The 26,990-nt window shown below is 72.5% G+C and carries 23 protein-coding genes; 13 read left to right on the forward strand and 10 right to left on the reverse strand.

Translation table 11 applies throughout. The annotated features are described in order from the left end of the window. Window positions 1–8: 8 nt before the first annotated feature. The 3 genes from ACFQGL_RS17655 to ACFQGL_RS17665 form a co-directional block, all read right to left on the reverse strand. Entirely contained in the window at window positions 9–1,313 is a 1,305-nt protein-coding gene (locus ACFQGL_RS17655) for a dicarboxylate/amino acid:cation symporter (RefSeq protein ID WP_377513164.1), read from the reverse strand. A gap of 219 nt (window positions 1,314–1,532) precedes the next feature. Further along, window positions 1,533–2,231, reverse strand: a complete 699-nt coding sequence (locus tag ACFQGL_RS17660) for a DUF998 domain-containing protein (RefSeq protein ID WP_377513073.1) — start codon at window positions 2,229–2,231, stop codon at window positions 1,533–1,535. Beyond that, on the reverse strand, window positions 2,224–3,189 hold the full coding sequence (locus ACFQGL_RS17665) for a glutathione S-transferase family protein (RefSeq protein ID WP_377513075.1): 966 nt from the start codon (window positions 3,187–3,189) through the stop codon (window positions 2,224–2,226). The genes ACFQGL_RS17660 and ACFQGL_RS17665 overlap by 8 nt, the downstream gene beginning before the upstream one ends. A gap of 89 nt (window positions 3,190–3,278) precedes the next feature. Between ACFQGL_RS17665 and pcaF the strand changes: the two genes are divergently transcribed. From pcaF to ACFQGL_RS17695, 6 genes are all read left to right on the forward strand, one after another. Then, the gene (gene pcaF, locus ACFQGL_RS17670; protein WP_377513077.1) at window positions 3,279–4,484 is read left to right on the forward strand and encodes a 3-oxoadipyl-CoA thiolase; all 1,206 of its coding nucleotides are present in this window, start codon (window positions 3,279–3,281) and stop codon (window positions 4,482–4,484) included. A gap of 162 nt (window positions 4,485–4,646) precedes the next feature. Then, entirely contained in the window at window positions 4,647–5,459 is an 813-nt protein-coding gene (locus ACFQGL_RS17675) for an SAM-dependent methyltransferase (protein WP_377513079.1), read from the forward strand. A 4-nt stretch (window positions 5,460–5,463) separates the two neighbouring features. After that, window positions 5,464–7,647: a putative bifunctional diguanylate cyclase/phosphodiesterase gene (locus ACFQGL_RS17680; protein ID WP_377513081.1), complete on the forward strand. Its 2,184-nt coding sequence runs from the start codon at window positions 5,464–5,466 to the stop codon at window positions 7,645–7,647. Window positions 7,648–7,651: 4 nt separating this feature from the next. Further along, window positions 7,652–8,152 (forward strand): DUF456 domain-containing protein, encoded by a 501-nt coding sequence (locus ACFQGL_RS17685; RefSeq protein WP_377513083.1) that lies wholly within the window; start codon window positions 7,652–7,654, stop codon window positions 8,150–8,152. A 325-nt stretch (window positions 8,153–8,477) separates the two neighbouring features. Further along, window positions 8,478–8,603, forward strand: a complete 126-nt coding sequence (locus ACFQGL_RS17690; protein ID WP_377513085.1) for a hypothetical protein — start codon at window positions 8,478–8,480, stop codon at window positions 8,601–8,603. 18 nt (window positions 8,604–8,621) lie between these two features. Further along, window positions 8,622–10,064, forward strand: a complete 1,443-nt coding sequence (locus ACFQGL_RS17695) for an amino acid permease (protein WP_377513166.1) — start codon at window positions 8,622–8,624, stop codon at window positions 10,062–10,064. Between the two features lie 12 nt (window positions 10,065–10,076). Here the strand turns inward: ACFQGL_RS17695 and ACFQGL_RS17700 are convergent, their stop codons facing one another. Beyond that, on the reverse strand, window positions 10,077–11,222 hold the full coding sequence (locus ACFQGL_RS17700; protein WP_377513087.1) for a PQQ-dependent sugar dehydrogenase: 1,146 nt from the start codon (window positions 11,220–11,222) through the stop codon (window positions 10,077–10,079). A 91-nt stretch (window positions 11,223–11,313) separates the two neighbouring features. Between ACFQGL_RS17700 and ACFQGL_RS17705 the strand changes: the two genes are divergently transcribed. The 5 genes from ACFQGL_RS17705 to ACFQGL_RS17725 all read left to right on the forward strand — a co-directional run bounded on the left by ACFQGL_RS17705 (window position 11,314) and on the right by ACFQGL_RS17725 (window position 19,441). Next, entirely contained in the window at window positions 11,314–12,678 is a 1,365-nt protein-coding gene (locus tag ACFQGL_RS17705; RefSeq protein ID WP_377513089.1) for a glutamine synthetase family protein, read from the forward strand. A gap of 39 nt (window positions 12,679–12,717) precedes the next feature. Next, entirely contained in the window at window positions 12,718–14,073 is a 1,356-nt protein-coding gene (locus ACFQGL_RS17710; protein WP_465263529.1) for an aldehyde dehydrogenase family protein, read from the forward strand. Window positions 14,074–14,078: 5 nt separating this feature from the next. Further along, window positions 14,079–14,846 carry a 3-oxoacyl-ACP reductase gene (locus ACFQGL_RS17715; protein WP_377513091.1) on the forward strand — a complete coding sequence of 256 codons (768 nt, stop codon included), beginning with the start codon at window positions 14,079–14,081 and terminating at the stop codon, window positions 14,844–14,846. Next, window positions 14,843–15,571, forward strand: a complete 729-nt coding sequence (locus ACFQGL_RS17720; protein WP_377513093.1) for a gamma-glutamyl-gamma-aminobutyrate hydrolase family protein — start codon at window positions 14,843–14,845, stop codon at window positions 15,569–15,571. The genes ACFQGL_RS17715 and ACFQGL_RS17720 overlap by 4 nt, the downstream gene beginning before the upstream one ends. 216 nt (window positions 15,572–15,787) lie before the next feature. Beyond that, on the forward strand, window positions 15,788–19,441 hold the full coding sequence (locus tag ACFQGL_RS17725) for a SpoIIE family protein phosphatase (protein WP_377513095.1): 3,654 nt from the start codon (window positions 15,788–15,790) through the stop codon (window positions 19,439–19,441). Between the two features lie 25 nt (window positions 19,442–19,466). Here the strand turns inward: ACFQGL_RS17725 and ACFQGL_RS17730 are convergent, their stop codons facing one another. After that, window positions 19,467–19,781, reverse strand: a complete 315-nt coding sequence (locus tag ACFQGL_RS17730) for an STAS domain-containing protein (RefSeq protein ID WP_377513097.1) — start codon at window positions 19,779–19,781, stop codon at window positions 19,467–19,469. Between the two features lie 95 nt (window positions 19,782–19,876). Here ACFQGL_RS17730 and map point away from each other — a divergent pair, with 95 nt between their 5' ends. Both map and ACFQGL_RS17740 read left to right on the forward strand, forming a co-directional pair. After that, window positions 19,877–20,734, forward strand: coding sequence for a type I methionyl aminopeptidase (gene map / locus ACFQGL_RS17735; protein ID WP_377513099.1), 858 nt, complete (start codon window positions 19,877–19,879; stop codon window positions 20,732–20,734). Beyond that, window positions 20,731–21,444, forward strand: a complete 714-nt coding sequence (locus ACFQGL_RS17740; RefSeq protein ID WP_377513101.1) for a VIT1/CCC1 transporter family protein — start codon at window positions 20,731–20,733, stop codon at window positions 21,442–21,444. The genes map and ACFQGL_RS17740 overlap by 4 nt, the downstream gene beginning before the upstream one ends. Window positions 21,445–21,451: 7 nt before the next feature. On the opposite strand, the gene ACFQGL_RS17745 is transcribed toward ACFQGL_RS17740, so the two are convergent. The 5 genes from ACFQGL_RS17745 to ACFQGL_RS17765 form a co-directional block, all read right to left on the reverse strand. Beyond that, the gene (locus ACFQGL_RS17745; RefSeq protein WP_377513103.1) at window positions 21,452–22,189 is read right to left on the reverse strand and encodes a nucleotidyltransferase domain-containing protein; all 738 of its coding nucleotides are present in this window, start codon (window positions 22,187–22,189) and stop codon (window positions 21,452–21,454) included. Between the two features lie 87 nt (window positions 22,190–22,276). Then, on the reverse strand, window positions 22,277–22,777 hold the full coding sequence (locus tag ACFQGL_RS17750; RefSeq protein ID WP_377513105.1) for a nitroreductase family deazaflavin-dependent oxidoreductase: 501 nt from the start codon (window positions 22,775–22,777) through the stop codon (window positions 22,277–22,279). A 73-nt stretch (window positions 22,778–22,850) separates the two neighbouring features. Then, on the reverse strand, window positions 22,851–25,634 hold the full coding sequence (locus ACFQGL_RS17755) for an FtsX-like permease family protein (protein ID WP_377513107.1): 2,784 nt from the start codon (window positions 25,632–25,634) through the stop codon (window positions 22,851–22,853). Next, entirely contained in the window at window positions 25,631–26,365 is a 735-nt protein-coding gene (locus ACFQGL_RS17760; protein ID WP_377513109.1) for an ABC transporter ATP-binding protein, read from the reverse strand. Before ACFQGL_RS17760 ends, ACFQGL_RS17755 begins: the two co-directional genes overlap by 4 nt. After that, window positions 26,362–26,964 carry a PadR family transcriptional regulator gene (locus ACFQGL_RS17765; RefSeq protein ID WP_377513111.1) on the reverse strand — a complete coding sequence of 201 codons (603 nt, stop codon included), beginning with the start codon at window positions 26,962–26,964 and terminating at the stop codon, window positions 26,362–26,364. The genes ACFQGL_RS17760 and ACFQGL_RS17765 overlap by 4 nt, the downstream gene beginning before the upstream one ends. Window positions 26,965–26,990: the final 26 nt, after the last annotated feature.

Consider the following 26,990-nt stretch of genomic DNA (forward strand, 5'->3'; position numbering starts at 1 on the left):
TGCGACTGTCAGGCGGGGACCGGGTCCAGCTGTTCCGGCCGCTCGGTGCGGGTTGTCGCGGCGGGCTCCGGATCGGTCAGGTCGCGCCGGCCGGCCGACTCGTACGCGGCCCGGTCGAGGGTGCCCTCGCGGGCGGCGACCACGGTCGGCACCAGTGCCTGCCCGGCCACGTTGGTGGCGGTGCGAACCATGTCCAGGATCGGGTCGATGGCCAACAGCAGGCCGGCGCCGGCCAGCGGCAGGCCCAGCGTGCTCAGGGTCAGGGTGAGCATGACGATCGCGCCGGTCAGACCGGCGGTGGCCGCCGAACCGACCACCGAGACGAAGGCGATCAGCAGGTAGTCGGTGATGCCGAGGTGCACGCCGAACACCTGGGCCACGAAGATCGCGGCCAGCGCCGGGTAGATCGCGGCGCAGCCGTCCATCTTCGTGGTGGCGCCGAACGGCACCGCGAACGAGGCGTACTCGCGGGGCACGCCGAGCCGCTCGACCGAGCGCTGGGTCACCGGCATGGTGCCCACCGAGGAGCGGGACACGAAGGCCAGCTCGATCGCGGGCCAGGCGCCGGCGAAGAAGCGCACCGGGTTGAGCCGGCCGGCGAGGACCAGCACCAGCGGGTAGACCACGAACAGCACGATGGCGCAGCCGACGTAGACGGCGGTGGTGAACTTGGCCAACGGCGCCAGCAGGTCCCAGCCGTACGAGGCGACCGCGTTGCCGATCAGGCCGAGGGTGCCGATCGGGGCGAGCCGGATGACCCACCACAGCGCCTTCTGGACGATCTCCAGCAGCGAGCGGTTCAACGCCACGAACGGCTCGGCGGCGTCGCCGACCAGCAGCGCGGCGGCACCGACCACGAGGGCCAGGAAGACGATCTGGAGCACGTTGCCCTCGACGAACGCGCCGACCGGGTTGGTGGGCACGATGCCGGTGAGGAAGTCGGTCCAGGAGCCGGTGTTCTTCGGCGGTGCCGCACTACCCAGGTCGAGCGTCACGCCCTTGCCCGGGTTGGTGAGCAGGCCGAGGCCGATGCCGATGCTGACCGAGATCAGCGCGGTCGCGCCGAACCACAGCAGGGTCTTCAGTGCCAGTCGGGCGGCGTTGGCCACGCCGCGCAGGCTGACCACGCTGACCACGATGGCGGTGAAGACCAGCGGCGGCACGGCCAGCTTGAGGAGTTGGACGAAGAGGCTGCCGACGGTGTGCAGGGTGCTGGTCAGCCAGCTCAGGTCGGCGGAGCGGGCCAGGAAGCCGAGCGCCACGCCGAGCACGAGACCGAGCAGGATCTGCACGGAGAAGGGAATCTTGCGCAGGCCAAAGGGCATGAGAACGTATCCAATTGTCTGATCCGAACGGGGTAGGCGTATGAAGCGCGGCTACGCCGGACAGACACCGCTGGCCTGCAGTCGGAGATCGACATACAGGCGGACGGTGAGGCACCAGACATTGGTCATCGCCAGTCGACGATACGCCGACGGGCGGCCTCCGGAAGGAGTGATCGCGGTGATGCTCCTTACAAGCACGCTGCGTTGTTAGGAAGGGTCCCTTCCTATACACGAGGCGTTAACAGGGTGCCCTTCCTTTCGCAGGGCCAGCAGGGTGGCGGTGGCCAGGCCCCACAGCACCGCGAGCGCCAGGACCAGCCGCTCCAGCACGCCCACCACGGCACCCCGACCGACGACGAGCATCGCCAGTCCCACGGTGGCGCAGAGCGGCAGGGCCAGCGCGGCCGTCCCGCCGGCCAACCGGCGCAGCGCCCGCCCGGCCGGGCCGGACACGGCCAGCGCGACCATCGCGAGGACCACCGCGCCGGTCGCCGCCACGCTCGCCCCGCCGTGCACCACGTCCGCCACCGTGGGCCGCTCGAACGGCGGCAGCGGGCAACCAGCGGTGCAGGTCACCGCCCCGGACAGGGTGGCGAACAAGCCGCTGGCGGCGAGCAGCGGCGGTGCCAGCCGCACCCCGGGAGGCAGCGCCGCGGCGATCAGCAGCAGCGCACCGGCCAGTGCGAGGACCCCGATCCGGTACGTCGTGGCGTGGACGCTGCCGGCGATGCCCGCCTCGCTGACGTACCCGGTGAGCCCCGGACCGGGACCGGCGAGCACCGCGACCGTCACGGCGACCGCGCCGGCCAGCGCGCAGCCGACGGCCGCCGACCCCGCGACCCGCCGTGCGACGTCCCCGGTGGCGGCCGGTGCGCTCGTGGTGCCGGCCCGGCCCCGCTCAGCCACGCCCGTGCGGCGTGGTCCAGCCGGACTCGTCGGGGCCCAGTGGCACGATGCCGGTCGGGTTGATCTCCCGGTGGGTGCCGTAGTAGTGCCGCTTGATGTGGTCGAAGTCCACCGTCTCGCCGAAGCCCGGCGTCTGGAAGAGATCCCGGGCGTACGCCCAGAGCACCGGCATCTCGGTCAGCTTGTTCCGGTTGCACTTGAAGTGCCCGTGGTAGGCGGCGTCGAAGCGGACCAGGGTGGTGAACAGCCGGACGTCCGCCTCGGTGATCGCGTCACCCATCAGGTAGCGCCGCTCGGCCAGCCGGTCGGAGAGCGCGTCCAGCCGGGCGAAGAGCGCCCGGAACGCCTCGTCGTACGCCTCCTGCGAGGCGGCGAAGCCGCACCGGTAGACGCCGTTGTTGACGTCGGTGTGGATCTCGGCCATCAGCGCGTCCATCTCGGGGCGCAGCTCGACCGGGTACAGATCCGGCGCGTCGGTGGCGTGCAGCCGCTGCCACTCGGTGGAGAAGTCCAGCGTGAGCTGCGGATAGTCGTTGGTGACCACCCGGCCGGTCAGCGTGTCGACCAGCGCCGGCACGGTCACCCGGCCGGTGTAGTCCGAATCCGTCGCCAGGTACGACTCGGAGAGGAAACCGACGCCGAGGACCGGGTCGAAGCCGTCCGGGTCGAGGGCGAAGCGCCAGCCCTGCTCGTCGCGGATCGGGTCGACGGTGCCCAACGAGATGGCGTCGTCCAGGCCGAGCAGCCCTCGGACGATCCGCGCCCGATGCGCCCACGGGCAGGCCCGGCACCAGATCAGCCGGTATCGCCCGGCCTCCAGCGGCCAGCGGTCCTGCTCGTCGGGGCCACCGCCGGGCGGTGCGGTCGAGTGCGGGGTGACCCGGCCGGTGAACCGGTTGGGTTGACGGACGAACGCCCCACCATCGCTGGTTTCTGCGCTGAACTGGGCCCGGGTCATGCCGTCAACCTATCCGCTGCGGGCGCGGATATCCTGGCGGCCGGGACCCCGCCCCACCCCTGGCCGTCTCCACCCCCGAAGGACTCGCGATGACCGTGGCATATCTGGTAGCCGGTGTCCGTACCCCGATTGGCCGGTACGGCGGCGCGCTTGCCGGCGTCCGCCCCGACGACCTGGCCGCGCACGTGATCCGCGAGCTGGTCGCCCGCCACCCGTCGGTGGACTGGGCCCGCGTGGACGACGTCGTGCTCGGCTGTGCCAACCAGGCCGGCGAGGACAACCGCAACGTGGCACGGATGGCGGCGTTGCTGGGCGGCCTGCCCGAGCAGGTGCCGGGCAGCACGGTCAACCGGCTCTGCGGCTCCGGGCTGGACGCCCTCGCCACCGCCGCCCGGTCGATCGTGGCCGGGGACGCCGAGCTGGTGATCGCCGGTGGCGTGGAGAGCATGAGCCGGGCGCCGTTCGTCATGCCGAAGGCGACCTCGGCGTACTCACGTTCGGCCGAGGTGTACGACACCACCCTGGGCTGGCGGCTGGTCAACCCGCTGATGCGCGACGGCTGGGGCGTCGACTCGATGCCGGAGACGGCGGAGAACGTGGCCGCCGAGTACGGCGTCAGCCGGGCCGAGCAGGACGCCTTCGCGTACCGGTCGCAGCAGCGCGCGGCCAAGGCACAGGCCGACGGCCGGTTCGCCGAGGAGATCGTGCCGGTCACCGTGCCGGCCGGCCGGAGGGAGACCAAGCTGGTCGAGGTCGACGAGCACCCCCGGGAGACCACGCTGGAGAAGCTGGCCGCGTTGCCCACCCCGTTCCGCGACGGCGGCACGGTGACCGCCGGCAACTCCTCGGGCGTCAACGACGGCGCAGTCGCGCTGCTGGTGGCCAGCGAAGCCGCGGTGGCCCGGTACGGCCTCACGCCACTGGCCCGCATCGGTGGCGCGGCGGCGGCCGGTGTGCCACCCCGGGTCATGGGGATCGGCCCGGTGCCGGCCACCCGCAAGCTGCTCGACCGGGTCGGCGTCGAGCTGGGCGCGGTGGACGTGGTCGAGCTCAACGAGGCGTTCGCCGCGCAGTCCGTGGCGGTGCTGCGCGAGCTCGGGCTGCCGGTGGACGCCGAACACGTCAACCCGAACGGTGGCGCCATCGCGCTGGGGCACCCGTTGGGTGCCAGCGGCGCCCGGCTGGCGTTGACCGCCGCGCTGGAGCTGCGTCGTCGTGGCGGTCGCCGGGCCCTCGCCACCATGTGCATCGGCGTCGGTCAGGGCATCTCGCTGCTGCTGGAGTCCGCCAGCTGAGCGCGGAAAGTGCGTGAACGAATCTCCCGTAGGCGGGAGTTGGCGGCCTAGAGTGGTCCACACCACACGACCCGCGGGTCGACCGGCGGCCAAGCGTGCCTGATTACGTGCCCCGACGCCGGTGCCGGCCCGCGCCGCGGCGATGAACTGGGGAGCACGCTGATGCCGGACGGACTGCCGACCGAGATCGATCTGACCAGGCCGAGCGCGGCCCGGGTGTACGACTACTTTCTGGGCGGGGCACACAACTTCGAGATCGACCGGCAGTTGGCCGAGCAGATCGCCAGCATGACCCCGAATCTGGCCGCCACCATGCGGTCCGGGCGGGATTTCCTACGCCGGGCGGTCCGGGTGCTGCTCGATGCCGGCATCGACCAGTTCCTCGACATCGGTTCGGGAATTCCCACCGTCGGCAACGTGCACGAGGTGGCCCAGGGGGCGAACCCCAAGGCCCAGGTCGTCTACGTCGACATCGACCCGGTGGCCGTCGCGCACAGCCGGGATCTGCTCGCCGGCAACGAGCTGACCGGGGTGATCCACGCCGACCTGCGCGAGCCGGAGCGGATCCTCGCCGAGACCCGGCAGCTCGGGCTGATCGACTTCAGCCGGCCGATGGGCATCCTGCTGGCCGGGGTGGTGCACTTCATCCCGGACGCCGACCGGCCGGACGACATCCTGGCCACCCTGCGGGCCGCCGCCGCGCCCGGCAGCTTCCTGGTCATCTCGCACTCCACCTTCGAGGACCAGCCACAGGAGATGCTGGACGCCCAGCGCCTCTCCGCGCGGACGGCCACCGAGATCACCCTGCGGTCCCGCGCACAGATCACCGGCTTCTTCGGCGACTGGACGGTCGTTGACCCGGGTGTGGTGCACATGCCGCTCTGGCGTCCCGACTCGCCGTCCGACGTGGACGAGCACCCGGAGCGGTTCGGCGCCTTCGGGGGCGTCGCCCGGTACGACCAGCCCGGCGGCTGATCCCGTGGCCGCCGTACCGGATCCCGTCGGGGTCGAGGTCGGCCGGGCCGACGTCCAGGGGTACGCCGCCGACTGGGCCCGCGCGGTACGCCGCCTCGGGTTCGTGCCGCTCAGCGCGGCCGAGACCGAGCGGCTGCTGCTCGTGCACACCGTCCGGCTGGCCCAGGCGGTACGTGCCGAGCCGTTCTCGTCCCGCCCCGCCGAGGAGGTCGGGCGGGCGCTGGTGGAGGCGCACCTGACCGAGCCCCGGGCGTTGGAGTGGTCGCTGCGTACGCTCGGCGCGGACTTTCCCGACCGGGTGCTGGCGGCCGACGACCGGCCGGCGGACCTGGCGGAGCGGATCGCCGCGGTGCAGGGCGGCCTGGCCGCCGGCTTCGCCCGCGCGCTGCGCGACCGCACCTTCACCCAGCAGGAGCGGATCGCCCGGTCGGCCTGGCAGGCGCGCGACGAGGTCGAGCAGGCGCTGCGGGACAGCGAGGCCCGGTTCCGGGCGCTCTTCACCGGCGCCGCCATCGGGATCGGCATCGCCGGGGTGGACGGCCAGATCATCGACGTCAACCAGGCGTTCGCCGACATGCTCGGCTACTCGACCGCAGAGCTGCGCGACACCAACGTGGCGGCGCTGTTCCACGTCGACGACGCGGCCGGCATGTGGGAGCTCTACCAGGAACTGATCGAGGGCAAGCAGGATTCGGCCCGGCTGGAGAAGCGCTACCACCGCAAGGACGGCAGCGTGGTCTGGACCGATCTGGCCGTCTCGCTGATCCGACACGACGACGGTCGGCCCCGGTTCACCGTCGCGATGATCGAGGACATCACCGAGCGGTACGAACTCCAGCAGCGGCTGCGCTTCCAGGCGCTGCACGACCCGCTGACCGGGCTGCCCAACCGGACGCTGTTCTTCGAGACACTGGGCCGGGTCCTCGACACCGCCGGGCCCGGCCAGCGGGTGGGGGTCTGCTTCCTCGACCTCGACGGCTTCAAGGCGATCAACGACACCCTCGGCCACGACCTCGGTGACCGGCTGCTCCAGGTGATCGGCCGCCGGCTGGCCGAGTGTGTGGCCGACCACGGCCACCTGGTCGCCCGGATGGGCGGTGACGAGTTCGTGATCCTGGTCGACGGCGGGGACGACGTCGACGGCGCGGTCGCCGTGGCGGAGTCGGCCCTCGCGGCCGTCGCCGCTCCCGTACACATCGGTGACCACCAGCTCGCGGTGTCGGCCAGCGTGGGCATCGTGGACTGCCCGGCCGGGGAGACCACCGCCTCGGAGCTGATGAAGGCCGCGGACACCACGCTCTACTGGGCAAAGGCCGCCGGTCGGGGCCGGTGGGCGGTCTACGACCCGGATCGCAGTGCCCGGGACATCGCCCGGTCGACGCTGGTCTCGGAGTTGCCGGCCGCACTCGACCGGGGCGAGTTCGTGCTGCACTACCAGCCGATCGTGTCGCTGTTGGAGGGCACCATGCTGGCGGTGGAGGCGCTGGTCCGCTGGCAGCACCCGGAGCTGGGGCTGATCGGGCCGGATCAGTTCATCGGCCTGGCCGAGGAGACCGGTCTGATCGTCCGGCTCGGCGAGTGGGTGCTGCGGCAGTCCTGCCGCGACGCCCAGGGGTGGTGGCGAGGCTTTCCCGATGCCCGCCTGGTCGTCAGCGTCAACCTCGCCGGCCGGCAGGCCGATGATCCGGCGATCGTGGACACCGTTGCCGACGCGTTGCGTACCAGCGGGCTGCCGGCGGAGCTGCTCCAGCTGGAGTTGACCGAGAGCGCCGTGATGGGCAGCGCCGGTGAGCCGCTGCGCAGCCTGCACCGGCTGGCCGCGTTGGGCGTACGGCTGGCGGTGGACGACTTCGGCACCGGATACTCCAACCTGGCGTACCTGCGGCGACTGCCGATCCACTGCCTGAAGCTGGCTGGCCCGTTCGTCGAGGGCATCCGCGCTGACGGGACGGACGTGGCGGCCGACCACCGCGACGAACGGATCGTGGACGCGTTGGTCCGGTTGGCGCACGCGCTGGAGCTGTGGGTCACCGCCGAGGCGGTGGAGACCGAGGTGCAGGCCGAGCGGTTGCGGGCCCTGCGCTGCGACACCGGTCAGGGCCTCTATTTCGGCGCACCGGCGTCGGCGGAGCGGATCACCGATCGGCTCCGGGGGGCGACGCCGGCCGGCTTCGGGGCAGGGAGGTGACGCGGTGAGCGTGACGGACACCCAGGCGGCGGCCACGGTGCTCGCCGGGCTGGCCATCCTGTTCGGGTTGGCCGGCGTGGTGGTGCCCGGCCTGCCGGCGTTGCCGCTGTGCTGGGCCGGGGTGCTGGTCTGGGCGCTGTTCGGCGGGGCCGGCGCCGGCCGGTGGGCGGTACTCGCCGCTGCGACCCTGGTCGCCGCCGGAGGCACCGTGATCAAGTACGCCTGGCCGGGGCGGAACCTGAAACGCACCGGCGTGCCGACGTGGTCACTGCTCGCCGGTGGGTTGCTCGGGTTGGTCGGCTTCTTCGTGGTCCCGGTGGTCGGGCTGGTGCTCGGCTTCGTTCTCGGGGTCTTCCTCGCCGAGTGGCTCCGCCTGGGCGACTCCCGGTTGGCCTGGCCGTCCACCAAGCAGGCCGTCAAGGCCGCCGGCCTCTCCATGCTGGTCGAGTTCGGCGCGGGGGTCGTGATCGCCGCCCTCTGGGTAACCGGCCTCCTGCTGACCTAACCCCACCCCCCCACCCGAATTGCCGCGGCGGGGCGGGGCGAGCGGGGTGGGCCGCGGCGGGGCGGGGGTACGGCGGAGTGCGCCGTAGGTGAGAGAGAGGTGACGTGCCCCGCGCCGCCGCGGCTCCGGGCATTTCCGAGTGCCCGGGGTGGGCCCGTCGTGATCGGGCCTGGTCAACGAGTTAAGGATGCCTGCGCGTTGGGTGCGCGGCAACGCAATTAGCTTCGTCGTCGGTGAGATTCCCATCGACAACGTATTGACCGTCTTGATCGACGGGCCGACACTTTGCCCACTCGTACGCGGAATCACCTCAGGGAGGTGTGCAGTGGCAACGACCCCCGTGCCGACCGCCGAGCAACCGATGGACGACGACGCCCGACGGCTCGCCGAACTCGGCTACAAGCAGGAGCTACGCCGCAAGTGGAGTGGCTTCTCCAACTTCGCCATCTAGTTCTCGATCATCTCGATCCTGGCCGGCTGTTTCACCACGTTCGGCCAGGCGTGGAACAACGGTGGGCCGGTCGCCATCTCCTGGGGCTGGCCACTGATCTCGGTGTTCATCCTGATCATCGGCTTCTGCATGGCGGAGCTGGTGTCGGCGTACCCGACGGCGGGTGGGATCTACTGGTGGGCGGCGACCATGGGCCGCCCGGTGCACGGCTGGTTCACCGGCTGGCTGAACCTGATCGGCCTGGTCGCGGTCACCGCCTCGGTCGACTACGGCTGCGCGACGTTTCTCAACCTCACCCTGTCGGCGCTCTTCGACGGCTGGGCCGGCACGTTGCGCCAGGCGTTCCTGCTGTTCGTGATCATCCTGGCGCTGCACGGCCTGATCAACATCTTCGGGCACCGGATCATCGACGTACTCCAGAACGTCTCGGTCTGGTGGCACGTGGCCGGCGCGGCGGTCGTGGTGGCCATCCTGGTCTTCGTCCCGGACAACCACCAGAGCTTCCAGTTCGTGTTCACCGAGCGGTTCAACAACTCCGGCTTCGGCGACGGTGACACCGGCGGGCTGACCTTCTGGTTCTACGTGCTGCCACTGGGCTTCCTGCTCACGCAATACACGATCACCGGTTTCGACGCCTGCGCGCACGTCTCCGAGGAGACTCGGGGCGCGTCGCTGGCCGCCGCACGTGGCCTCTGGCAGTCGATCTTCTATTCGGCGATCGGTGGCTGGATCCTGCTGCTGACGTTCCTCTTCGCGGCGACCGACGTCGACGCGATCAACGCCGCCGGCGGCTTCTCCGGTGCCATCTTCGAATCCGCGCTGACCCCGGTCTTCTTCAAGGTCGTCATCATCATCTCCACCATCGGGCAGTTCTTCTGCGGGATGAGCTGCATCACCTCGATGAGCCGGATGGCGTACGCCTTCAGCCGGGACCGCGCGGTGCCCGGCTGGCGGCTCTGGTCCCGGGTCAACCGCAACGGAACCCCGGTCAACGCGATCATCGGTACGACGATCGCCGGCCTGGTGCTCACCCTGCCTGCGCTCTACGAGAGCCCCGCCGGCATCCCGATCGCCTTCTACGCGGTGGTCTCCGTCGCGGTGATCGGGCTCTACCTGTCCTTCCTCATCCCCATCGCGCTGCGCCTGCGGATGGGCGACCGGTTCATCCCCGGGCCGTGGACGCTCGGGCCGAGGTACAAGGTGCTCGGCTGGATCGCGGTCATCGAGATCGCGGTCATCGCGGTCTACTTCGTGCTGCCGATCGTGCCCGCCGGGGTGCCCGGCAACGAGGGCTTCACCTGGTCGGCCGTGAACTACGCGCCGCTCGCCGTGGGTGGGGTGCTGCTCGTGGTCGCCGTCTGGTGGTACGCCTCGGCGCGGACGTGGTTCACCGGCCCGGTGCGTACCGTCGAGGACCCGGCCGCCGGGCCCCAGCCGGCGGCGGTCGACGGGTCGGACTGACCTCGGGGCGGCTCAGGGTTGCGCGGGATCGGCGTCGTGGGAGCCGACACGACCGGCGGGCGGCGGCTGCTGCTCGCCGGTCGTGAAGCGCAGGATGCGGTCGTCCGCCGGCACCGGCGTGCCACGGCCGTCCCGGTTGTTGGTGGCCACCCAGAGGGAGCCGTCCGGGGCCCGGACGACGGTACGGAGACGGCCGTAGACGCCCACGAGTTCGGCGACCGGGGTGCCGACCTGCCCGGAGGCGCTCACCGGCACGGTCCACAGCCGGGTCCCCCGCAGAGCGACGACGAACAGGGTGCCGTTCGCGAAGGCGGCACCACTGGGCGACGCCTGCGCCGGTGCCCAGACGACCACCGGAGCACGGAAACGGGGGTCGGTGCTCGGGCCCTCCACGATCGGCCAGCCGTAGTTGCCGCCCGGCACGATCACGTTCACCTCGTCCCAGGTGTTCTGACCGAACTCGGAGGCGAACAGCCGGCCGCGCGGGTCCCAGGCCAGCCCCTGCACGTTGCGGTGGCCGTAGCTGTACACCGGCGAGCCGGGGAACGGGTTGCCGGCCGGGATCGCGCCGTTCGGGCGGATCCGCAGGATCTTGCCGTTGCGGCTGGCCAGGTTCTGCGCGTTGGCGGTCACTCCGGCGTCACCGATGCCGGCGTAGAGCAGCCCGTCCGGACCGAAGGCGATCCGGCCACCGTCGTGTACGGACGCCCGCGCCAGGCCGCTGAGGATCACCTGCTGTGTCTGCGGCGTGCTGAGTCGGAACCGGGTGATCCGGATGTCCGAGGCGGTGGTGAAGCAGACGTACACCCACCGGTCCAGCCGGTAGCCCGGGGAGACGGCCAGGCCGAGCAGCCCCGCCTCACCGCCGGCGACCACCCCGGGGATCTGGGCGACCTGCACGGGCGGCAGACCCGGTCGTACGCGCACCACGGTGCCCCGGTCACGTTGGGCCACCAGGGCGCTGCCGTCGGGCAGGAAGTCGAGCCCCCACGGGGCTTCGAGCCCGGTGGCGAGGACCTCGGGATTGCTGAAGTCGAAACCGCCGGCGCCGAGTGCGACGACCGACCTGTTCGTCGGTTGCACGTCGGCCTCGGCGTTCACCGCCGTTCCCAGCCCGGTGGCGAGGACGGCGACGGCCAGGATTGCTCGAAGACGCATGACAGCTCCTCGCGTGGTTTGCCGCCGACCGGGCCGGGGGCATTGACGGTGATCCGGATTGCCAGTAGACCTTGGTGATGGAGGCCCGCTGATGAGCAGAACGCCGTTTTCGCTGGAAGAGTTGCGGGTCGCCGTCCAAGCTGGCGAGATCGACACCGTGGTGCTGGCGCTGGTCGACATGCAGGGCCGCTTGCAGGGAAAACGGTTTCACGCGCCGTTCTTCCTCGACCAGGTGGCCGAGCACGGCAGCGAGGGGTGCAACTACCTGTTGGCCGTGGACGTCGACATGAACACCGTCGACGGATATGCGATGTCGAGCTGGGAACGCGGGTACGGCGACTTCGCGATGGTGCCGGACTTCACCACCCTGCGCCGGATGCCCTGGCAGCCCGGTTCCGCGTTGTTGCTGGCCGACCTGGCCTGGCTGGACGGGTCCGGTGACGTGCTCGCCTCGCCCCGGCAGATCCTGCGCCGCCAACTGGACCGGCTGGCCGAGCACGGGCTGACCGCGTACGCCGGCACCGAGCTGGAGTTCGTCCTGTTCCGCGACTCGTACGAGGACGCCTGGCGGCGGGGCTACCGCGACCTGACGCCGGCCAACCAGTACAACGTGGACTACTCGCTGCTCGGCACCGCCCGGGTCGAGCCGCTGCTGCGCCGGATCCGCACCGAGATGGCCGGCGCCGGGTTGACCCCGGAGAGCGCCAAGGGCGAGTGCAACCTGGGTCAGCACGAGATCGCCTTCCGCTACGACGAGGCGGTGGCCTGCGCCGACCACCACGTGATCTACAAGAACGGGGCCAAGGAGATCGCCGCCCAGGAGGGCATGGCGATCACCTTCATGGCCAAGCCGAACGCGCGCGAGGGCAACTCCTGCCACATCCACTTCTCGCTGCGGGACACCACCGGCTCCTCCGCGCTGCTCGGCGACGGGCCGGCGCACCTGTCGACGACCGGGCAGCGGGTGCTCGCCGGGCTGCTGGCGACCATGCAGGAGTTCAGCCTGCTCTTCGCCCCGAACATCAACTCCTACAAGCGCTACCAGCCGGGGTCGTTCGCCCCGACGGCGCTGCGCTGGGGGGTCGACAACCGCACCTGCGCGCTGCGGGTGGTCGGGCACGGGCAGGGGATGCGGGTGGAGAACCGGGTGCCCGGCGCCGACGTCAACCCGTACCTGGCGATCGCCGGACTTGTCGCCGGGGCGCTGCACGGCATCGACCGGGAGCTGGAGCTGGGCCCGGAGTGCACCGGCAACGCGTACGACGACGGCGAGGCCGAGCGGGTGCCCGGAACCCTGCGCGACGCTCTCGCCCTGTGGGAGAACTCCACGGTGGCCCGCGACGCCTTCGGCCCCGAGGTGGTGGCCCACTACGCCAACCAGGCAAGGGTGGAGATCGCCGCCTTCGACGCCGCGGTAACGGACTGGGAGCTCACCCGTGGCTTCGAACGCCTCTGACAACTCTCTGATCGACGGTGCTATTGAGGGGTGGGGCGCGTGACCGTGGTGGTGGATCCGGCTTCCGGGGTGGGGTTTCGGGAGGTCGTCGGTAGCTCGGTGGAGGAGGTTGACGCCGCCATCTCGCGGGCTGCTTCGGCGTTCGAGACGTGGCGGGTCGTGGCTCCGGGGGACCGGGCGCGGTTGTTGCGGCGGTTCGCCGCCGTGGTGGACGCGCATCTCGACGAGTTGGCCGCCCTGGAGGTCCGCAACTCCGGGCACACCATCGGCAACGCCCGCTGGGAGGCCGGCAACGTCCGGGACGTCCTGGACTACTACGCGGGCGCGCCGGAGCGGTTGACCGGCCAGCAGATCCCGGTGCCCGGCGGCCTGGACGTCACCTTCCACGAACCGCTCGGCGTGGTCGGGGTGATCGTGCCGTGGAACTTCCCGATGCCGATCGCGGCCTGGGGGTTCGTCCCGGCCCTGGCGGCGGGCAACACCGTGGTGCTCAAGCCGGCCGAGCTGACCCCGCTCACCGCCCTGCGCCTGGCCGAGTTGGGCCGCGAGGCCGGGCTGCCCGAGGACGTGTTCACCGTCGTACCCGGCGAGGGCGCGGTGGTGGGGGAGCGGTTCGTCAGCCATCCGGCGGTCCGCAAGATCTGTTTCACCGGCTCCACCGAGGTCGGCACCCGGATCATGGCCGGCTGCGCCGCCCAGGTGAAGCGGCTCACCCTGGAGCTGGGCGGCAAGAGCGCGAACATCGTGTTCGCCGACGCCGACCTGGAGAGCGCCGCGGCCACCGCGCCGTCCGCGGTCTTCGACAACGCCGGCCAGGACTGCTGCGCCCGGTCGCGGATCCTGGTCCAGAGACCGGTGTACGACCGCTTCCTGGCACTGCTGGAGCCGGCGGTACGCGCGGTGCGGGTGGAGGACCCGGCCCTGGACACCGCCGAGATGGGCCCGCTGATCTCGGCCGCCCAGCGGGACCGGGTGGCCGGCTACCTGGCCGACGCGCGGGTCGCGTTCACCGGCTCCTGCCCCGAGGGCCCCGGCTTCTGGCACGCGCCCACGGTGCTGCTGGCCGACTCGCCGGCCGACCGGCACTGGCGGGAGGAGATCTTCGGCCCGGTGGTCTCGGTGCTCCCGTTCGACGACGAGGCCGACGCGATCCGGCTCGCCAACGACACCGAGTACGGCCTCTCCGGCTCGATCTGGACCCGTGACGTTGGTCGTGCGCTCCGCCTCGCCCGTGCCGTCGAGGCGGGCAACCTCAGCGTCAACTCGCACTCCTCGGTGCGCTACTGGACCCCGTTCGGCGGGATGAAGCGCTCCGGCCTCGGCCGTGAGCTGGGTCCGGACGCGCTACACGCCTTCACCGACGTCAAGAACGTGTTCATCGCGACGAAGGAGTGACGCCAGTGCAGGGTCGGTTGCAGGACCGGGTGGCCGTGGTCACCGGAGCGGGCAGCGGGATCGGGTTGGCTACCGTCCGGCGGTTCGCCGCCGAGGGGGCCAGGCTGGTCTGCGTGGACATCGACGAGGCGGCCGGCGTACGTGCCGCGCAGGAGTGCGGCGGCGAGTTCGTGGCCACCGACGTCGCCGACGAGGCGGCGGTGCGGGACCTGTTCGACGGGGTGGCCGAGCGGCACGGGCGGGTCGACATCGCGTTCAACAACGCCGGGATCTCGCCGCCGGACGACGACTCCATCCTGGACACCGGGCTGGACGCCTGGGAGCGGGTGCTGCGGGTCAACACCACGAGCGTCTACCTCTGCTGCAAGTACGCCATTCCGCACATGCGCCGCCAGGGCAAGGGGTCGATCATCAACACGGCCTCGTTCGTGGCACTGATGGGTGCCGCGACGTCGCAGATCGCGTACACCGCGAGCAAGGGCGGCGTGCTGGCGATGACCCGGGAGCTGGGGGTGCAGTTCGCCCGGGAGGGGATCCGGGTCAACGCGCTCTGTCCCGGCCCGGTGGCGACCCCGCTGCTGCTGGAACTCTTCGCCGCCGATCCGGAGCGGGCCGCCCGCCGCCTCGTACACGTGCCGATGGGCCGGTTCGGGGCACCGGAGGAGATCGCCGCCGCGGTGGCGTTCCTGGCCAGCGACGACGCCTCGTTCATGACCGCCGCGCAGTTCGTGGTCGACGGCGGCATCACCGGCGCGTACGTCACGCCTCTATGACCCGGCCGCTGATCGGGATCAGTGCGTACGTCGAGCCGGCCGACTGGGCGGTCTGGCGGGGCGTACCGGCGGTGCTGGTGCCCGCGGCGTACGTGCGGGCGGTGACCGCCGCCGGGGGCCGGGCGGTGGTGCTGCCGCCGGACGACGAGGACGACGGTGTGCTGGCCGTCCTCGACGGGCTGCTGCTCGCCGGCGGCGCCGACGTCGGCCCGGGGCGGTACGGCCAGCCGGCCGATCCGCGGACCGAGTACCGGCCGGACCGGGACGCCGGCGAGCTGACCCTGCTGGCCGGCGCGCTCGCCTCCGACCTGCCGGTGCTGGGTGTCTGCCGGGGGATGCAGCTGCTCGCCGTCGCCTACGGCGGGACCCTGCACCAGCACCTGCCGGACGTGGTCGGTCATGAGGCGCACCGTCCGGCGCCCGGCGTCTACGGAGCCCACCCGGTGCGGTTCGCGCCGGGGAGCCTGGCCGCGACCGTGCTGGTCGGGGTGGACCGGGTCAACTCGTACCACCACCAGGCGATTGCCGACCCCGGGCGGCTCGCGGTCACCGGTTGGGCGGCGGACGGGGTGATCGAGGCGGTCGAGGACCCGAGCAGGCCGTTCGTACTCGGCGTGCAGTGGCATCCGGAGAACGAGCTGGATCCCCGCCCGATCACCGCGCTGGTCGGGGCCGCCCGTCGGTCCCTGCGTGACGTACGGCGCAGCGTTCCTGGCGCGGTGTGACGTACCTCGCACCCGTTCGGCGCGGCGGCCGGTGCGAGGATCAGCCGGTCTTCTTCCTCGTGGCCACCGCGCCGCTCGGGGCCGAGGAGCACGTCGGGCACAGGTAACCAGCGTCCGGCGAACGGTATGCGTTACGTTGCTGGTCCGCCGGGGTACAAGTCGGAACACGGCGCGTGAAGATCAACGGCTGGGGGGACGGCCGGAGCGGGAGGTTCAATGAGTTCGGCTCAGGGGGGCGCGGACGCGGGGCATCGTTCCGCGGCCGCCGGTGACATCCCCCCGATGCTGGCGGCGGCTTTCGCCGCCGGCGGTGAGCTGGGCGAACGGTTGAGCCGCCTGGACTGGTCCCTCGCCCCACTGGGCGTCCCCGGGCAGTGGCCGTCGGCGCTTTCCAGCGCCGTCGGCATGATGCTCGCCTCCAGCGCGCAGATCGTCATGTTCTGGGGCGACGACCAGCTCGCCTTCTACAACGACGCCTACCGGCCGACCATCGGCAGCAAGCACCCGGACGTGCTCGGCCAGCCGGCGCGGCAGCACTGGGCGGAGACCTGGTCGGTGCTCAGCCCACTGCTGGACGGGGTACGCCGCACCGGCCGCTCCTACCGGGGCGAGGACCACCCCTTCCTGCTGGACCGGCACGGCTTCGTCGAGCAGACCTACTTCGATGTCTCGTACGACCCGATCCGCGGCGCGGACGGCTCGGTCAGCGGTGTGTACTGCATCGTCAGCGAGACCACCGGGCGGGTGCTCGGCGAGCGCCGACTGCGGTCGTTGGCCGAGCTGGGCACCGAGTTGGCCGCCGTGGGCAGCACCGCCGACCTCGGCCGGGCCGCCGCCGAGGTGCTCGGCCGGCACCGGGAGGACGTGCCGTTCGCACTGATCTACCTGCGGGACGACGCCGGCCGCCTCACCCTGGCCGGTTCCACCGGCGCCGCCGCCGACGGGATCGGCCCGGACCTGCTCGCCCGGATGGCCAACGGCGACGCGCCCAGCACGGTCGAGACCGCCGGGCTGCTCGACCCGCTGCCGGCGGAGGCGGCCGACACGGCCCTCGTACTGCCCATCACGGCGGCCAACGAGACCGTCGGCGTGCTGGTCGTCGGCGTGGCCCGCCTGCTGCCGCTGAACGACGAGTACCGCGACTTCCTCGATCTGGTGGCGGCCCAGATCTCCCAGGCGGTGGGCACCCAACGGGCGCACGAGCAGGAGCGGGCCCGTACCGCCGAGCTGGCCGCCCTGGACCAGGCCAAGACCAGCTTCTTCGCCAACATCAGCCACGAGTTCCGTACGCCGCTGACCCTGGTGCTCGGTCCGCTGGAGGACCTGCTGGCCGACTCGGCGCTACCCGCCGGCTACACCGATCGACTGACCATGATGCACCGCAACGCGCTGCGTCTGCTCAAGCTGGTCAACACCGTGCTGGACTTCTCCCGGCTGGAGTCCGGTCGGCTGACCGCCAGCTACCAGCCCACCGACCTGGCCAGCTACACCGCCCGGCTGGCCAGCACCTTCCGCTCGGCCACCGACCGGGCCGGGTTGCGACTGGTGGTGGACTGTCCGCCGCTGCCCGCGCCGGTCTTCGTCGACCGGGACATGTGGGAGAAGATCGTCCTCAACCTGGTGTCGAACGCGGTCAAGTTCACCTTCGACGGGGAGATCCGGGTCCGGGTCCGGGCCGTGGACGGCGGCGCCCGGCTGGAGGTGGCGGACACCGGCGTCGGCATCGTGGCGGCCGAGCTGCCGCACGTCTTCGAGCGTTTCCACCGGGTGCCCGGGGCACGTGCCCGTACCCACGACGGCACCGGGATCGGCCTGGCGCTGGTGCGGGAGCTGGCACAGATGCACGGCGGCGAGGTGGGGCTGACCAGCCGGGTCGACGAAGGCAGCACCTTCACCGTGACCGTCCCGTTCGGATCGTCGCACCTGCCCGCCGACCGGGTGGCGTCGCTCGCGGCCGTACCGACCGGCGAGCCCGAGACCGCCCGGCTGTACGTCGCGGAGACCAACCTGTGGACCGGCACCGAGTCGACGCCGGAGTTCGGCGGCCAGTCGGTGCCTGCCGCCCCGGCCGGCCGGATCCTGGTCGTCGACGACAACGTCGACCTGCGTGAGCACGTCTCCCGGCTGCTCTCCCCGACCTGGGAGGTGGTCACCGCGAACGACGGTCTGGCCGCCCTGCCGCTGGCCCGCGAGGGCGGGTTCGACCTGGTGCTCACCGACGTGATGATGCCCCGGCTGGACGGGTTCGGGCTGGTCAACGCGCTACGCGCGGACCCGCGTACCCGACACGTGCCGATCGTGCTGCTCTCCGCCCGGGCCGGCTCCGCGGAGGCGGTCGCCGGTCTCTCGGTCGGTGCCGACGACTACCTGACCAAGCCGTTCTCCGGGCAGGAGCTGGTCGCCCGGGTCCGGGCCAACGTCGAGTTGGGCCAGCTACGCGGGCAGATCATCCGTCGGCTCCGGGCTCTGGCCGACGCGGCGGTGGCGGTGAACACCGCCCGGTCCACCGCCGAGGTGCTCCAGGTCGCCGCCCAGCACGCGCTGAACCTCGCCGAGGCCGCCCGGGTGGTGGTCAGCGCGACCGGGGCACGGTCCGAGGCGGACGGCGGAGGCCCCACCGCCGTCGACCCGTCGTTCGTGGCCGAGCTGACCGGCACCGCCGGCGTGCAGCTCGGCGAGTTGCAGGTCTGGCGGCGGCCGGGCGACGACGCGCACGCCGACGAGGCCGCGCTGACCCAGCTGGCTCGGCTGGTCGGCGTACGGCTGGAGAACGCCCAGCTCTACGAGGCCGAACACCGCATCGCCACCACGCTGCAGCACAGCCTGCTGCCCCAGTCGTTGCCCCAGGTGCCCGGCGCGGTGGTGGCCAGCCGCTACCTGCCGGGTAGCGCCGATGTCGAGGTCGGCGGCGACTGGTACGACGTGATCCCGCTGGAGGGCGACGACCTGGTCCTGGTCATCGGCGACGTGGTCGGTAAGGGCGTACGGGCCGCCGCCGCGATGGGGCAGCTCCGCAACGCGCTGCGGGCGTACCTGCTGGAGGGCTTCGACCCGGGTGAGTCGCTGACCCGGCTCAACCGGCTGGTCGGGTCCACCGAGGGCCGCTCCTTCGCGACCGTGGTCTGCCTGCTGTTCAGTCCACGTACCGGCCAGTTGCGGTACGCCAGTGCCGGGCACCCGTCTCCACTGCTGATCCGAGGAAGCGACGTGGCGTTCCTGCACGACCGCGCGCTCGGCCCGCCGGTCGGTGCCATCCCCGACGCGACGTACCAGGCGGTCGAGGGGGAGTTGCCCGCCGGCAGTCGTCTGCTGCTCTACACCGACGGGCTGATCGAGGATCGACAGCTCGGCATCGACAGCGCGCTGACCCAGCTGCGTACCGACGCGGCCACCCCGAGCGAGCAGGTGGCCGACCTCATCGACGCGGTGGTCGAGCGGGTGGCCGAGCGGCCCCGCCGTGACGACGTGGCGGTGCTCGCCCTGGAGGCGGTCGAGTTGAACCGTTTCGCGCTGCGGCTGCCGGCGGACCCGACCCGGCTCAGCGTGCTGCGTAAGCGCCTGGAGGGCTTCCTGGTCGCGCACTCGGTGGGTGAGACGGACCTGTTCGACCTGACTGTGGCGATCTCCGAGGCCGCCGCGAACGCCATCGAGCACCCGATCCACCCGGCCGAACCGACGATCAGCGTGGAGGTGACGATCGAGGGCGGAACGGTGACCGCCACGGTGCGCGACAGCGGGCAGTGGCGGGAGTCGACCGGCTCCGGGTTCCGGGGGCGCGGGCTGTCCCTGATCAAGGCGCTGGGTGAGCTGTCGGTGCGGCGTACCGACGAGGGCACCGAGGTGACGCTGCGCCGACAGCTACAGGGTTGACGGACGCCCACGGCGGCGCTGTGCCTCAGGCCGGGCTGAGCCAGCTCTGCTCGCCCAGGCCGGAGATGTCCAGCACACGGCGGACCTGCCGGGACGGCAGCACGGTGAGGGAGCCGGGAAACTGCTGGGCGAGCCGGACCAGGGCGTGGATGGCGGCCGAGTCGAAGAACGTGACCGCGCTCAGGTCCAGGGTGATCCGCCCGGCGGGTTCGCGCAGCGCGGTCTGGATCATGGTGTCGGCCGTCGCCATGTCGACCTCGCCGGACACCACCACGTGGAGGTGGTCACCGTCGATCTCCGCGCTGGCGGAGAAGACGGGTGGTGCTCCCCCTTGATCCACGCAGACACCATGGCACAGCCGACCTGGCAGGGCAACAACCGGTCCGGAGCGGCCGTGGCGCGGGTCACCGCCGGCACCGGCGATAGGCTTGCGGCATGACCGTTCGTCCGCCACTGACCCCAGGCACGCTCTCCCCGTGGCGATCGGTGCCGGCCCACATTCCCCGACCGGAGTACGTGGGCAAGAAGCGTCCGCAGGAGTGGCGTGGCTCGCACGTGCAGACGCCGGAGACCATCGAGAAGATGCGGATCGCGAGCCGGCTGGCCGCCCAGGCGACCCAGCTCGCCGGCGAGCACTGCAAGCCCGGCGTGACCACCGACGAGATCGACCGGGTGGTGCACGAGTTCCTCTGCGACCACGACGCGTACCCGTCGACACTGGGCTACAAGGGCTTCCCCAAGTCCTGCTGCACCAGCCTCAACGAGGTCATCTGCCACGGCATCCCCGATTCCACCGTGTTGCAGGACGGCGACATCATCAACGTCGACGTGACCGCGTACATCGGTGGGGTGCACGGGGACACCGACGCCACCTTCTGCGTCGGCGAGGTCAGCGAGGAGGCCCGGCTGCTGGTCGAGCGGACCCACGAGGCGACGATGCGCGGCATCCGCGCGGTCGCCCCGGGCCGGCAGATCAACGTGGTGGGCCGGGTCATCGAGTCGTACGCCAAGCGGTTCGGCTACGGCGTGGTCCGCGACTTCACCGGCCACGGCATCGGCGAGTCCTTCCACAGCGGGCTCTACGTGCCGCACTACGACAGCCCGCGCCCCACCGACCTGATGGAGCCGGGGATGACCTTCACCATCGAGCCGATGATCACGCTCGGCACCTACCAGTACGACATGTGGGACGACGGATGGACCGTCGTCACCAAGGATCGGAAGTGGACCGCACAGTTCGAGCACACCATCCTGGTGACGGACGACGGCCACGAGATCCTGACCCTGCCGTGACCGACACCCCGGCCGCACTGCGCGAGGCGCACCACGCGGACGTCTCCGGCGGCTGGCTGCGTCCGGCCGTCTTCGGCGCCATGGACGGGCTGGTCACCAACATCGCCCTGATCGCCGGCGTCGGCGGTGGCGGCGTGTCGCCGCACAGCATCGTGCTCACCGGCACCGCCGGTCTGGTGGCCGGCGCGATCTCGATGGGGCTCGGCGAGTACACCAGCGTGCGCTCCGCCAACGAGCAGGTCGCCGCCGAGGTGGCCAAGGAGCGGCGCGAGTTGGAGCGGCACCCCGCTGCGGAGGCCCGCGAGTTGGCCGACGCCTGGGTGGCCCGCGGCCTTCCCCGGGACCTCGCCACCCAGGTCGCCGAGGCGGTGCGGCGCGACCCCGAGGAGGCGCTGCGGGTGCACGTGCGCGAGGAGTTGGGCGTCGACCCGGACGACCAGCCGAGCCCGTGGGCAGCGGCGATCTCCTCGTTCGTGTGCTTCTCGGTCGGCGCGCTGGTGCCGCTGCTCCCCTATCTGCTCGGTGCCACCCAACTTTGGCTGGCGCTCGCCGTCGGCGGGCTCGGCCTGTTCGCCGCCGGCGCGGTGGTGGCCCGGTTCACCAACCGGCGGTGGTGGTCCAGCGGTCTGCGCCAGCTGCTGCTGGGCGCCGCCGCGGCCGCCGCCACCTACCTGGTCGGCACCCTGATCGGCGTACAGGGCGGGCTGTGACGCCCGGTCAGCCGGTGAGCAACTCGTCGACCGTGCCGTCCACCGGGCGGCCACGGGCGGTCAGTTCCTCGGCCTGCCGGGCCAGCACCACACCCACCTCGGTCATGTCCGCGCCGGCCAACCCGGTACGCCGTACCGCGTCCCCCGGGTCACGAAAGTAGGTGCGGCTCAGCAGGCCGGTCACCGTGGCCGCCGCCAGCCGTGCCTCACCGAGCATCAGCAGCGCCTGGTCGGTCTCGTACCACTCGGCGAGCCGGGCGGCCCGGGCGTGCGCCGCGCTGCCCCGGTACCAGGCCTGCCGTGCCGCGGTGCTGAACTCCGCCGGCCGGGCCCGGGCCAGCCGGCCGAGGTGCTCGTCGCGCAGCGTCCGCAGCCAGCCGGTCGGGTCGTGCAACGCCCGGGTGGTGACGTACCGGTCGGCGGTCAGCGGCCAGAGCGGGGTGAGCATGCGGGCCTGCCCGAGGTAGTCGTCGGCGGCGGCCACGGTCAGGTCGACCAGCACCCCGTCCACCCGTCGGGTCGCCGGCGGAGGGCCGGTGCCCGGCCGGTAGGTGACCACCAGCATGCCCACCTCGCTGTCGCCGCCGCCGTCGTCGTCGCCGTGCGCCAGCGGGCCGTGCACCGCGATCGCGAACACGTCGGCCGGGAACCGTCGTCGGGCCGCCTCGGCGACCTGCTCCGCGACCGTCCACCGTCGATCGTCGAGGCTCCACCCGTCACCGGTCTGCCCGCCGTTCGTGCTCACAGGCCGTCGTTCGGTCGCGGCTGCGGGGCTCGCCGGACCCGCTCACTCCTCGCGCTCACGGGCCCGCCTCTCGTCGGATGATCCAGCCTAGCCAGCGGCCGGCGGGTCGGCCGCCGCGCCGCGCCCGGTCGGGACCAGCCGGAAGATGCGGATCTCCCGCCCGCCGGCCCGCTGCACGTACGTGCGGTACGCCGGCCACTCGGTGACCAGCAGCTGCCACAGGCGATCCCGTTCGGTGCCGGCGGCCGGCTCGGCCCGTACCGGGACCCGCCGCCCCTTCACGTCGACCGTGGCGGCCGGCTCGGCGAGCAGGTTCATCGCCCAGCCGGGATGCTGGGTCTGCCCCCAGTTGGAGCCGATCACCACGTACGCCTCACCGTCGGGCACGTAGAGCAGCGGATTACTGCGTGGCTTGCCGGACCGGCGGCCGGTCGTGGTGATCACCAGGGACGGAATCAGGCCGAGCGCGACCACCCGACCACGGGTGAGCCGGCCGACCACACGGTCGGCGGGGACCAGCAGACGGGCGGCGGCACCGAACCAGCGGTGGTGACCGACCCGGCGGGTGAGAGTTCCCAGCACGGACACGCGGTCCAGTGTGCCGGGTGCGGCGCTCCGGCGGCACCCCCTGCGCCCCGGTTCCGTGCCGGAGCGCCCGATGTCAGTCGAGCCGCCGCTCGATCGGTAGCCGGGCACGGGTGAACAGGCCCGCGCCGAGCATCGCCACGAGCGGCACCAGCACCAGGACGCCGAGCGCCGGCCACGGCACCAGGAACGGGTACGGCTCGCGCATCGGCCAACTGGTGGCGTGCTGCCGGTTGACCGAGAACAGCACGATCGCGGCGGTGCCCAGCCCGGCCACGATGCCGAGCACCGAGCCGAGTCCGGCGATGACCCCGGCCTGGCAGATCGCCAGCAGTCGGCGTACCGCCGGGGCCGCCCCGACCGCCGCCAAGGTGGCCAGCTCGGCGCGGCCCTCGGCGGCGGCGAGCGCGGTGGCGATGCCGGCCGCACCTACCGTGATCAGCCCGGCCGCCGCGGCGAGTACGAGCAGCAGCGGCGAGTTGTCCTGCGGGGCGGCACCGTGCTCCACGATCAGCGAGAACGTCCCGAAGGGCTGGAGCGCGGCGGTGAACCGCTCCTGCTGGTCGGCGTCGGGGGGCTTCGGGGCGGCGACCACCCAGCCGGCCGAGGCCCAGGTGAGGCCGAGGCGGCGGGCCGCGGTCGAGGACAGCAGCAGGCGGGGCTGGCCGATCGTCGGCGGCAGCGCGTACCCGGGCAGTTCGGTGGTGGTCCTGGTCGCCGTGTCCGGTCCGGGGTCTCCCCGCTCCACCCGTACGGTCACCCGGCCGTCGTGCAGGTAGCGCGGGTCGGTCACCACCACGCCCCCGGCGCGCAGAGCGGCGGTGGCCGCGGCGGTGGTCTCCGGGTCGGCGCCGGTGAGGATGGGTAGCGCGCTGCCGTCGTCCACCAGCGGCATCAGGTAGTAGTCCGTGGACCGGAGCAGGCAGCGCGGGTCGGCCCGGGCCTGCTGGCGCTGCGCCGTCGACAGGCCGTCCCCGGGCTGCCAGGGGCAGACCTGCTCGGCGGGCAGCTCCGGTGCGATGAGGCAGTAGTCGGCGCTGCCCTCGGGTGTGCAGAGAACCACCTGCACCGGGGCCACCGCGCTGGCGCCCAGCTGCTCCCGGGCCGCCGTGCCGACCTGGGTCAGCGTGGGCTGCGGCCCCTGGGCGGGTTCATTCGGGCTGACCTGTACGTGACCGGTCGGCAGCATCGGCTGGTAGGAGCGCGCGTCGCGGGCGCCGTCGCTGGCCAGGTACACGCCGAGCGCGACGCTGCTGGCCACCGCCGCCATCACGGCGCAGATCGCCGGCGCCGCGGCCGCCCGGTTGCGGCTGGCGTCGCGCAGCGCGATCCGAGGTGCCGGTGGCAGCATCCGACCGAGCCGGGCGAGCGCACCGACCAGCGTGGGTGTGCAGCAGACCAGGCCCAACTCGCCGAGGATCAGGCCGGTCAGGATCACCGCCGAGGAGACCTGGGTGGCGCCGAACGCCGCCATCGAGGCCCCGCCGCCCACCAACGCCAGCCCGAGGACCAGCCACCGGGCGCGCGGCGGCGTCGGGGCGCTTCGTCCGTCGAGCCCGGCGAGGACGTCCTGCCGGGCGGCGGTCCAGGCCGGAGCAAGGGCGGCGAGTACCCCGGCCAGCACCGCGACCCCGCCGAGCAGGAGCAGGGCCGCCGGCCAGCAGCGGTACCCGCCGAAGCGGGCGCCGAAGACGTACTGCTCCAGGAGCGGGCGACCGGCGAACGCCGCGGCGACGCCGATCAGCAGGCCGGCGACGGCACCGAGCAGGCCCAGCACCACACCGTCGGCGAGCACCACCCGACGAAGCTGCGCGGCGTCCCCACCGGCGACCGCGACCAGCGCCAGGTCCCGCCGACGACGGCGGACGCCGACCGCGAACGCCGGCCCGACCAGCAGCACCACCTCCAGCAGCCCGAGGCCGGCGATCAGCACGCTGGTGCTCAGCTGCTCCGCGCTGGCCAGGCCCAGCGAACCGAGCCAGACCCGGGGAGATGCCGTCGCCGCGCCGGTCGGGTGGCGAGAGGTCACCACCACGCCACGTTGGTTGAGCCGGGACACCAACGCGGCGTCCACGGGGCCGGGCACGTCGACCAGCCAGGTGCTGTCCGGCTCCGGGCCGGTTCGTGGCGCGGCTCCCGGGTGCAGTGCCACCACCGGGCCGAGATCGTCCGGGAACTCGACCACCCCGACCACGGTGTACGCCCGGGTCCCGTCGGCGGTGGACAGGGCGTCACCGAGGCGCAGGTGCAGGCGGCGCAGTGCCGCCGGGCTCACCGCGATCTCGCCGGGCTGCCGGGGTGCCCGGCCGGCCCGGAACCGCACCAGCCCTCGGGCCAACGGGTCGGTGAGGTCCAGCGCCCGTGCTCGGACGTTCTCGTCGCGACCCGGGCCCCGCACCCGCAGCGGCAGTGCCGTGCGTACCTCGGTCGCGTGACTGCCCGGGCCGAGCAGCGTGGTCAGCTCGGCGGCGGTGGTGACCCGGGCGCTCACCGGGTGGGCGTCCTCCAGCGGATACCAGGTCTCGCCCCACTCGTCCTGGCCGATCGGTGTCTCGGCCATCCAGCGCAGCTCGGCGTCGGCCACGCCGAGTCGACGGTCGACGCGCTCCTGCGGGGTCAGCTCGGCCATGTCGTAGCTGGCCACCAGGAACGCCAGCACCAGCACCGGCAGGGCGATCATCGCGAGCACCAGGGCGGTCCGGCGGCGGGCTCGACGTGACTCGCGTCGGGCGATCCGTAGCGCCGCCCGCCAGGATCCGGTCAGCTCGGCCATCCGCCGCCGGCCGGCGGACCCGGCTGGTACCTGCGGCGTCGGGGCGTCGACCCAGCCGGGGATCCGCAGCGTACGGCGGATGGTCACCGGTCGCTGCCGGACAGCAACTGCTCGACGCTGCCCAGCGGTGCGGTCGTGTCGACCAGTACCCCGTCGCGCAGGAACACCACCCGGTCGGCCCAGCCGGCGTGCCGCGCCTCGTGCGTGACCAGCACCCCGGCGGCGCCCGCGTCGACGCGGCGGCGCAGCAGGTGCAGCACGGCCTCGCCGGTCTGCGAGTCCAACGCCCCGGTCGGTTCGTCGGCGAGCACCAGACGCCGCTCGCCGACCAACGCCCGGGCGATGGCCACCCGCTGCTGCTGGCCGCCGGAGAGCTGGTCCGGGAAGCGGTCGCCCAGCGCCGGCAGACCCACCTCGGCCAGCGCGGCGCGGGCCAGCGTGCGGGCCCGGCGTACACCGGCACCGTCGAGTTCCAGGGGCAGCGCGACGTTCTCCACCGCGCTCAGGCTGCCCAGCAGGTTGAGCTGCTGGAAGATGTAGCCGATCCGGCGGCGGCGCAGCTGGGCCAGCCCTCGGCGGTCCAACGCGCCGAGCGGTTGCCCCTCGACCCGGACCTCGCCGCGGGTCGGGCGGTCCAGGCCGCCGGCGAGGGACAGCAACGTCGACTTGCCGGAGCCGGACGGCCCCATCACGGCGACCAGCTCACCCGGCCGGACGACCAGACTGACGCCGCGGAGCGCGTGCACGGCCGCCGGGCCGGCGCCGTGGGTACGGTGGACGGCGCGTAGCTCCAGCACCGCGTCGTCCGGCCCGCTCACCGTCGTGCCTCCTCGTCGGCCCACCGCGCCGCATCGGGTGCTGCGGCGTCGCCCGGTCGGGCAAGGGGCGGCGCCGGGGCACCGGGCCGGTGCCGGACGAGGCTGGTCTCGCAGTGGTCCAGCCAGCGCACCTCGGCCTCGGCCTGGAACATCATCGAGTCCAGCACCAGCCGCCAGGGCAGATCCTCGGGCCGGTCGCTGCCGTACTTCAACCGGGTCAACTCCTGCAACGCCCGCATCGTCGCGCTGCGCTGGGCCTGCACCACCGAACGGACGTCCACCCCCGGGGTCGTCAGCGCCAGCGCCAGCTTGATCGCCAGCTCGTCACGCGGGCGGTCGGTACGGCTGATCGGGGTGGCGAACCACAGCGCCAGGTCCGCACGGCCGGCGTCGGTGATCTCGTACGGGCGCTGCCCGGCCTCGCTCTCCGGCAGCGGGCGCACCAGACCGTCCCGTTCCAGCCGGGACAGCGTGGTGTAGACCTGCCCGATGTTCAGCGGCCAGGTCGAGCCGGTCGACTCCTCGAACGCGGCGCGCAGCTGGTAGCCGTACATCTGGCCGCGTTCGAGCAGGGCGAGCAACCCGTGACGGATGGACATGGCAACGGAGTATGCATACCTGGTAT

The organism is Micromonospora vulcania, assembly GCF_042658605.1.
In the GTDB taxonomy this organism is placed as follows: domain Bacteria; phylum Actinomycetota; class Actinomycetes; order Mycobacteriales; family Micromonosporaceae; genus Micromonospora; species Micromonospora vulcania.

Coding starts and splice junctions, on each gene's coding strand:
- ACFQGL_RS17665 (WP_377513075.1), bottom strand. CDS start 3,189: ATGACCCGGGCCCAGTTCAGCGCAGAAACCAGCGATGGTGGGGCGTTC.
- ACFQGL_RS17700 (WP_377513087.1), bottom strand. CDS start 11,222: ATGCGTCTTCGAGCAATCCTGGCCGTCGCCGTCCTCGCCACCGGGCTG.
- pcaF (WP_377513077.1), top strand. CDS start 3,279: ATGACCGTGGCATATCTGGTAGCCGGTGTCCGTACCCCGATTGGCCGG.
- ACFQGL_RS17705 (WP_377513089.1), top strand. CDS start 11,314: ATGAGCAGAACGCCGTTTTCGCTGGAAGAGTTGCGGGTCGCCGTCCAA.
- ACFQGL_RS17765 (WP_377513111.1), bottom strand. CDS start 26,964: ATGTCCATCCGTCACGGGTTGCTCGCCCTGCTCGAACGCGGCCAGATG.
- ACFQGL_RS17720 (WP_377513093.1), top strand. CDS start 14,843: ATGACCCGGCCGCTGATCGGGATCAGTGCGTACGTCGAGCCGGCCGAC.
- map (WP_377513099.1), top strand. CDS start 19,877: ATGACCGTTCGTCCGCCACTGACCCCAGGCACGCTCTCCCCGTGGCGA.
- ACFQGL_RS17675 (WP_377513079.1), top strand. CDS start 4,647: ATGCCGGACGGACTGCCGACCGAGATCGATCTGACCAGGCCGAGCGCG.
- ACFQGL_RS17725 (WP_377513095.1), top strand. CDS start 15,788: ATGAGTTCGGCTCAGGGGGGCGCGGACGCGGGGCATCGTTCCGCGGCC.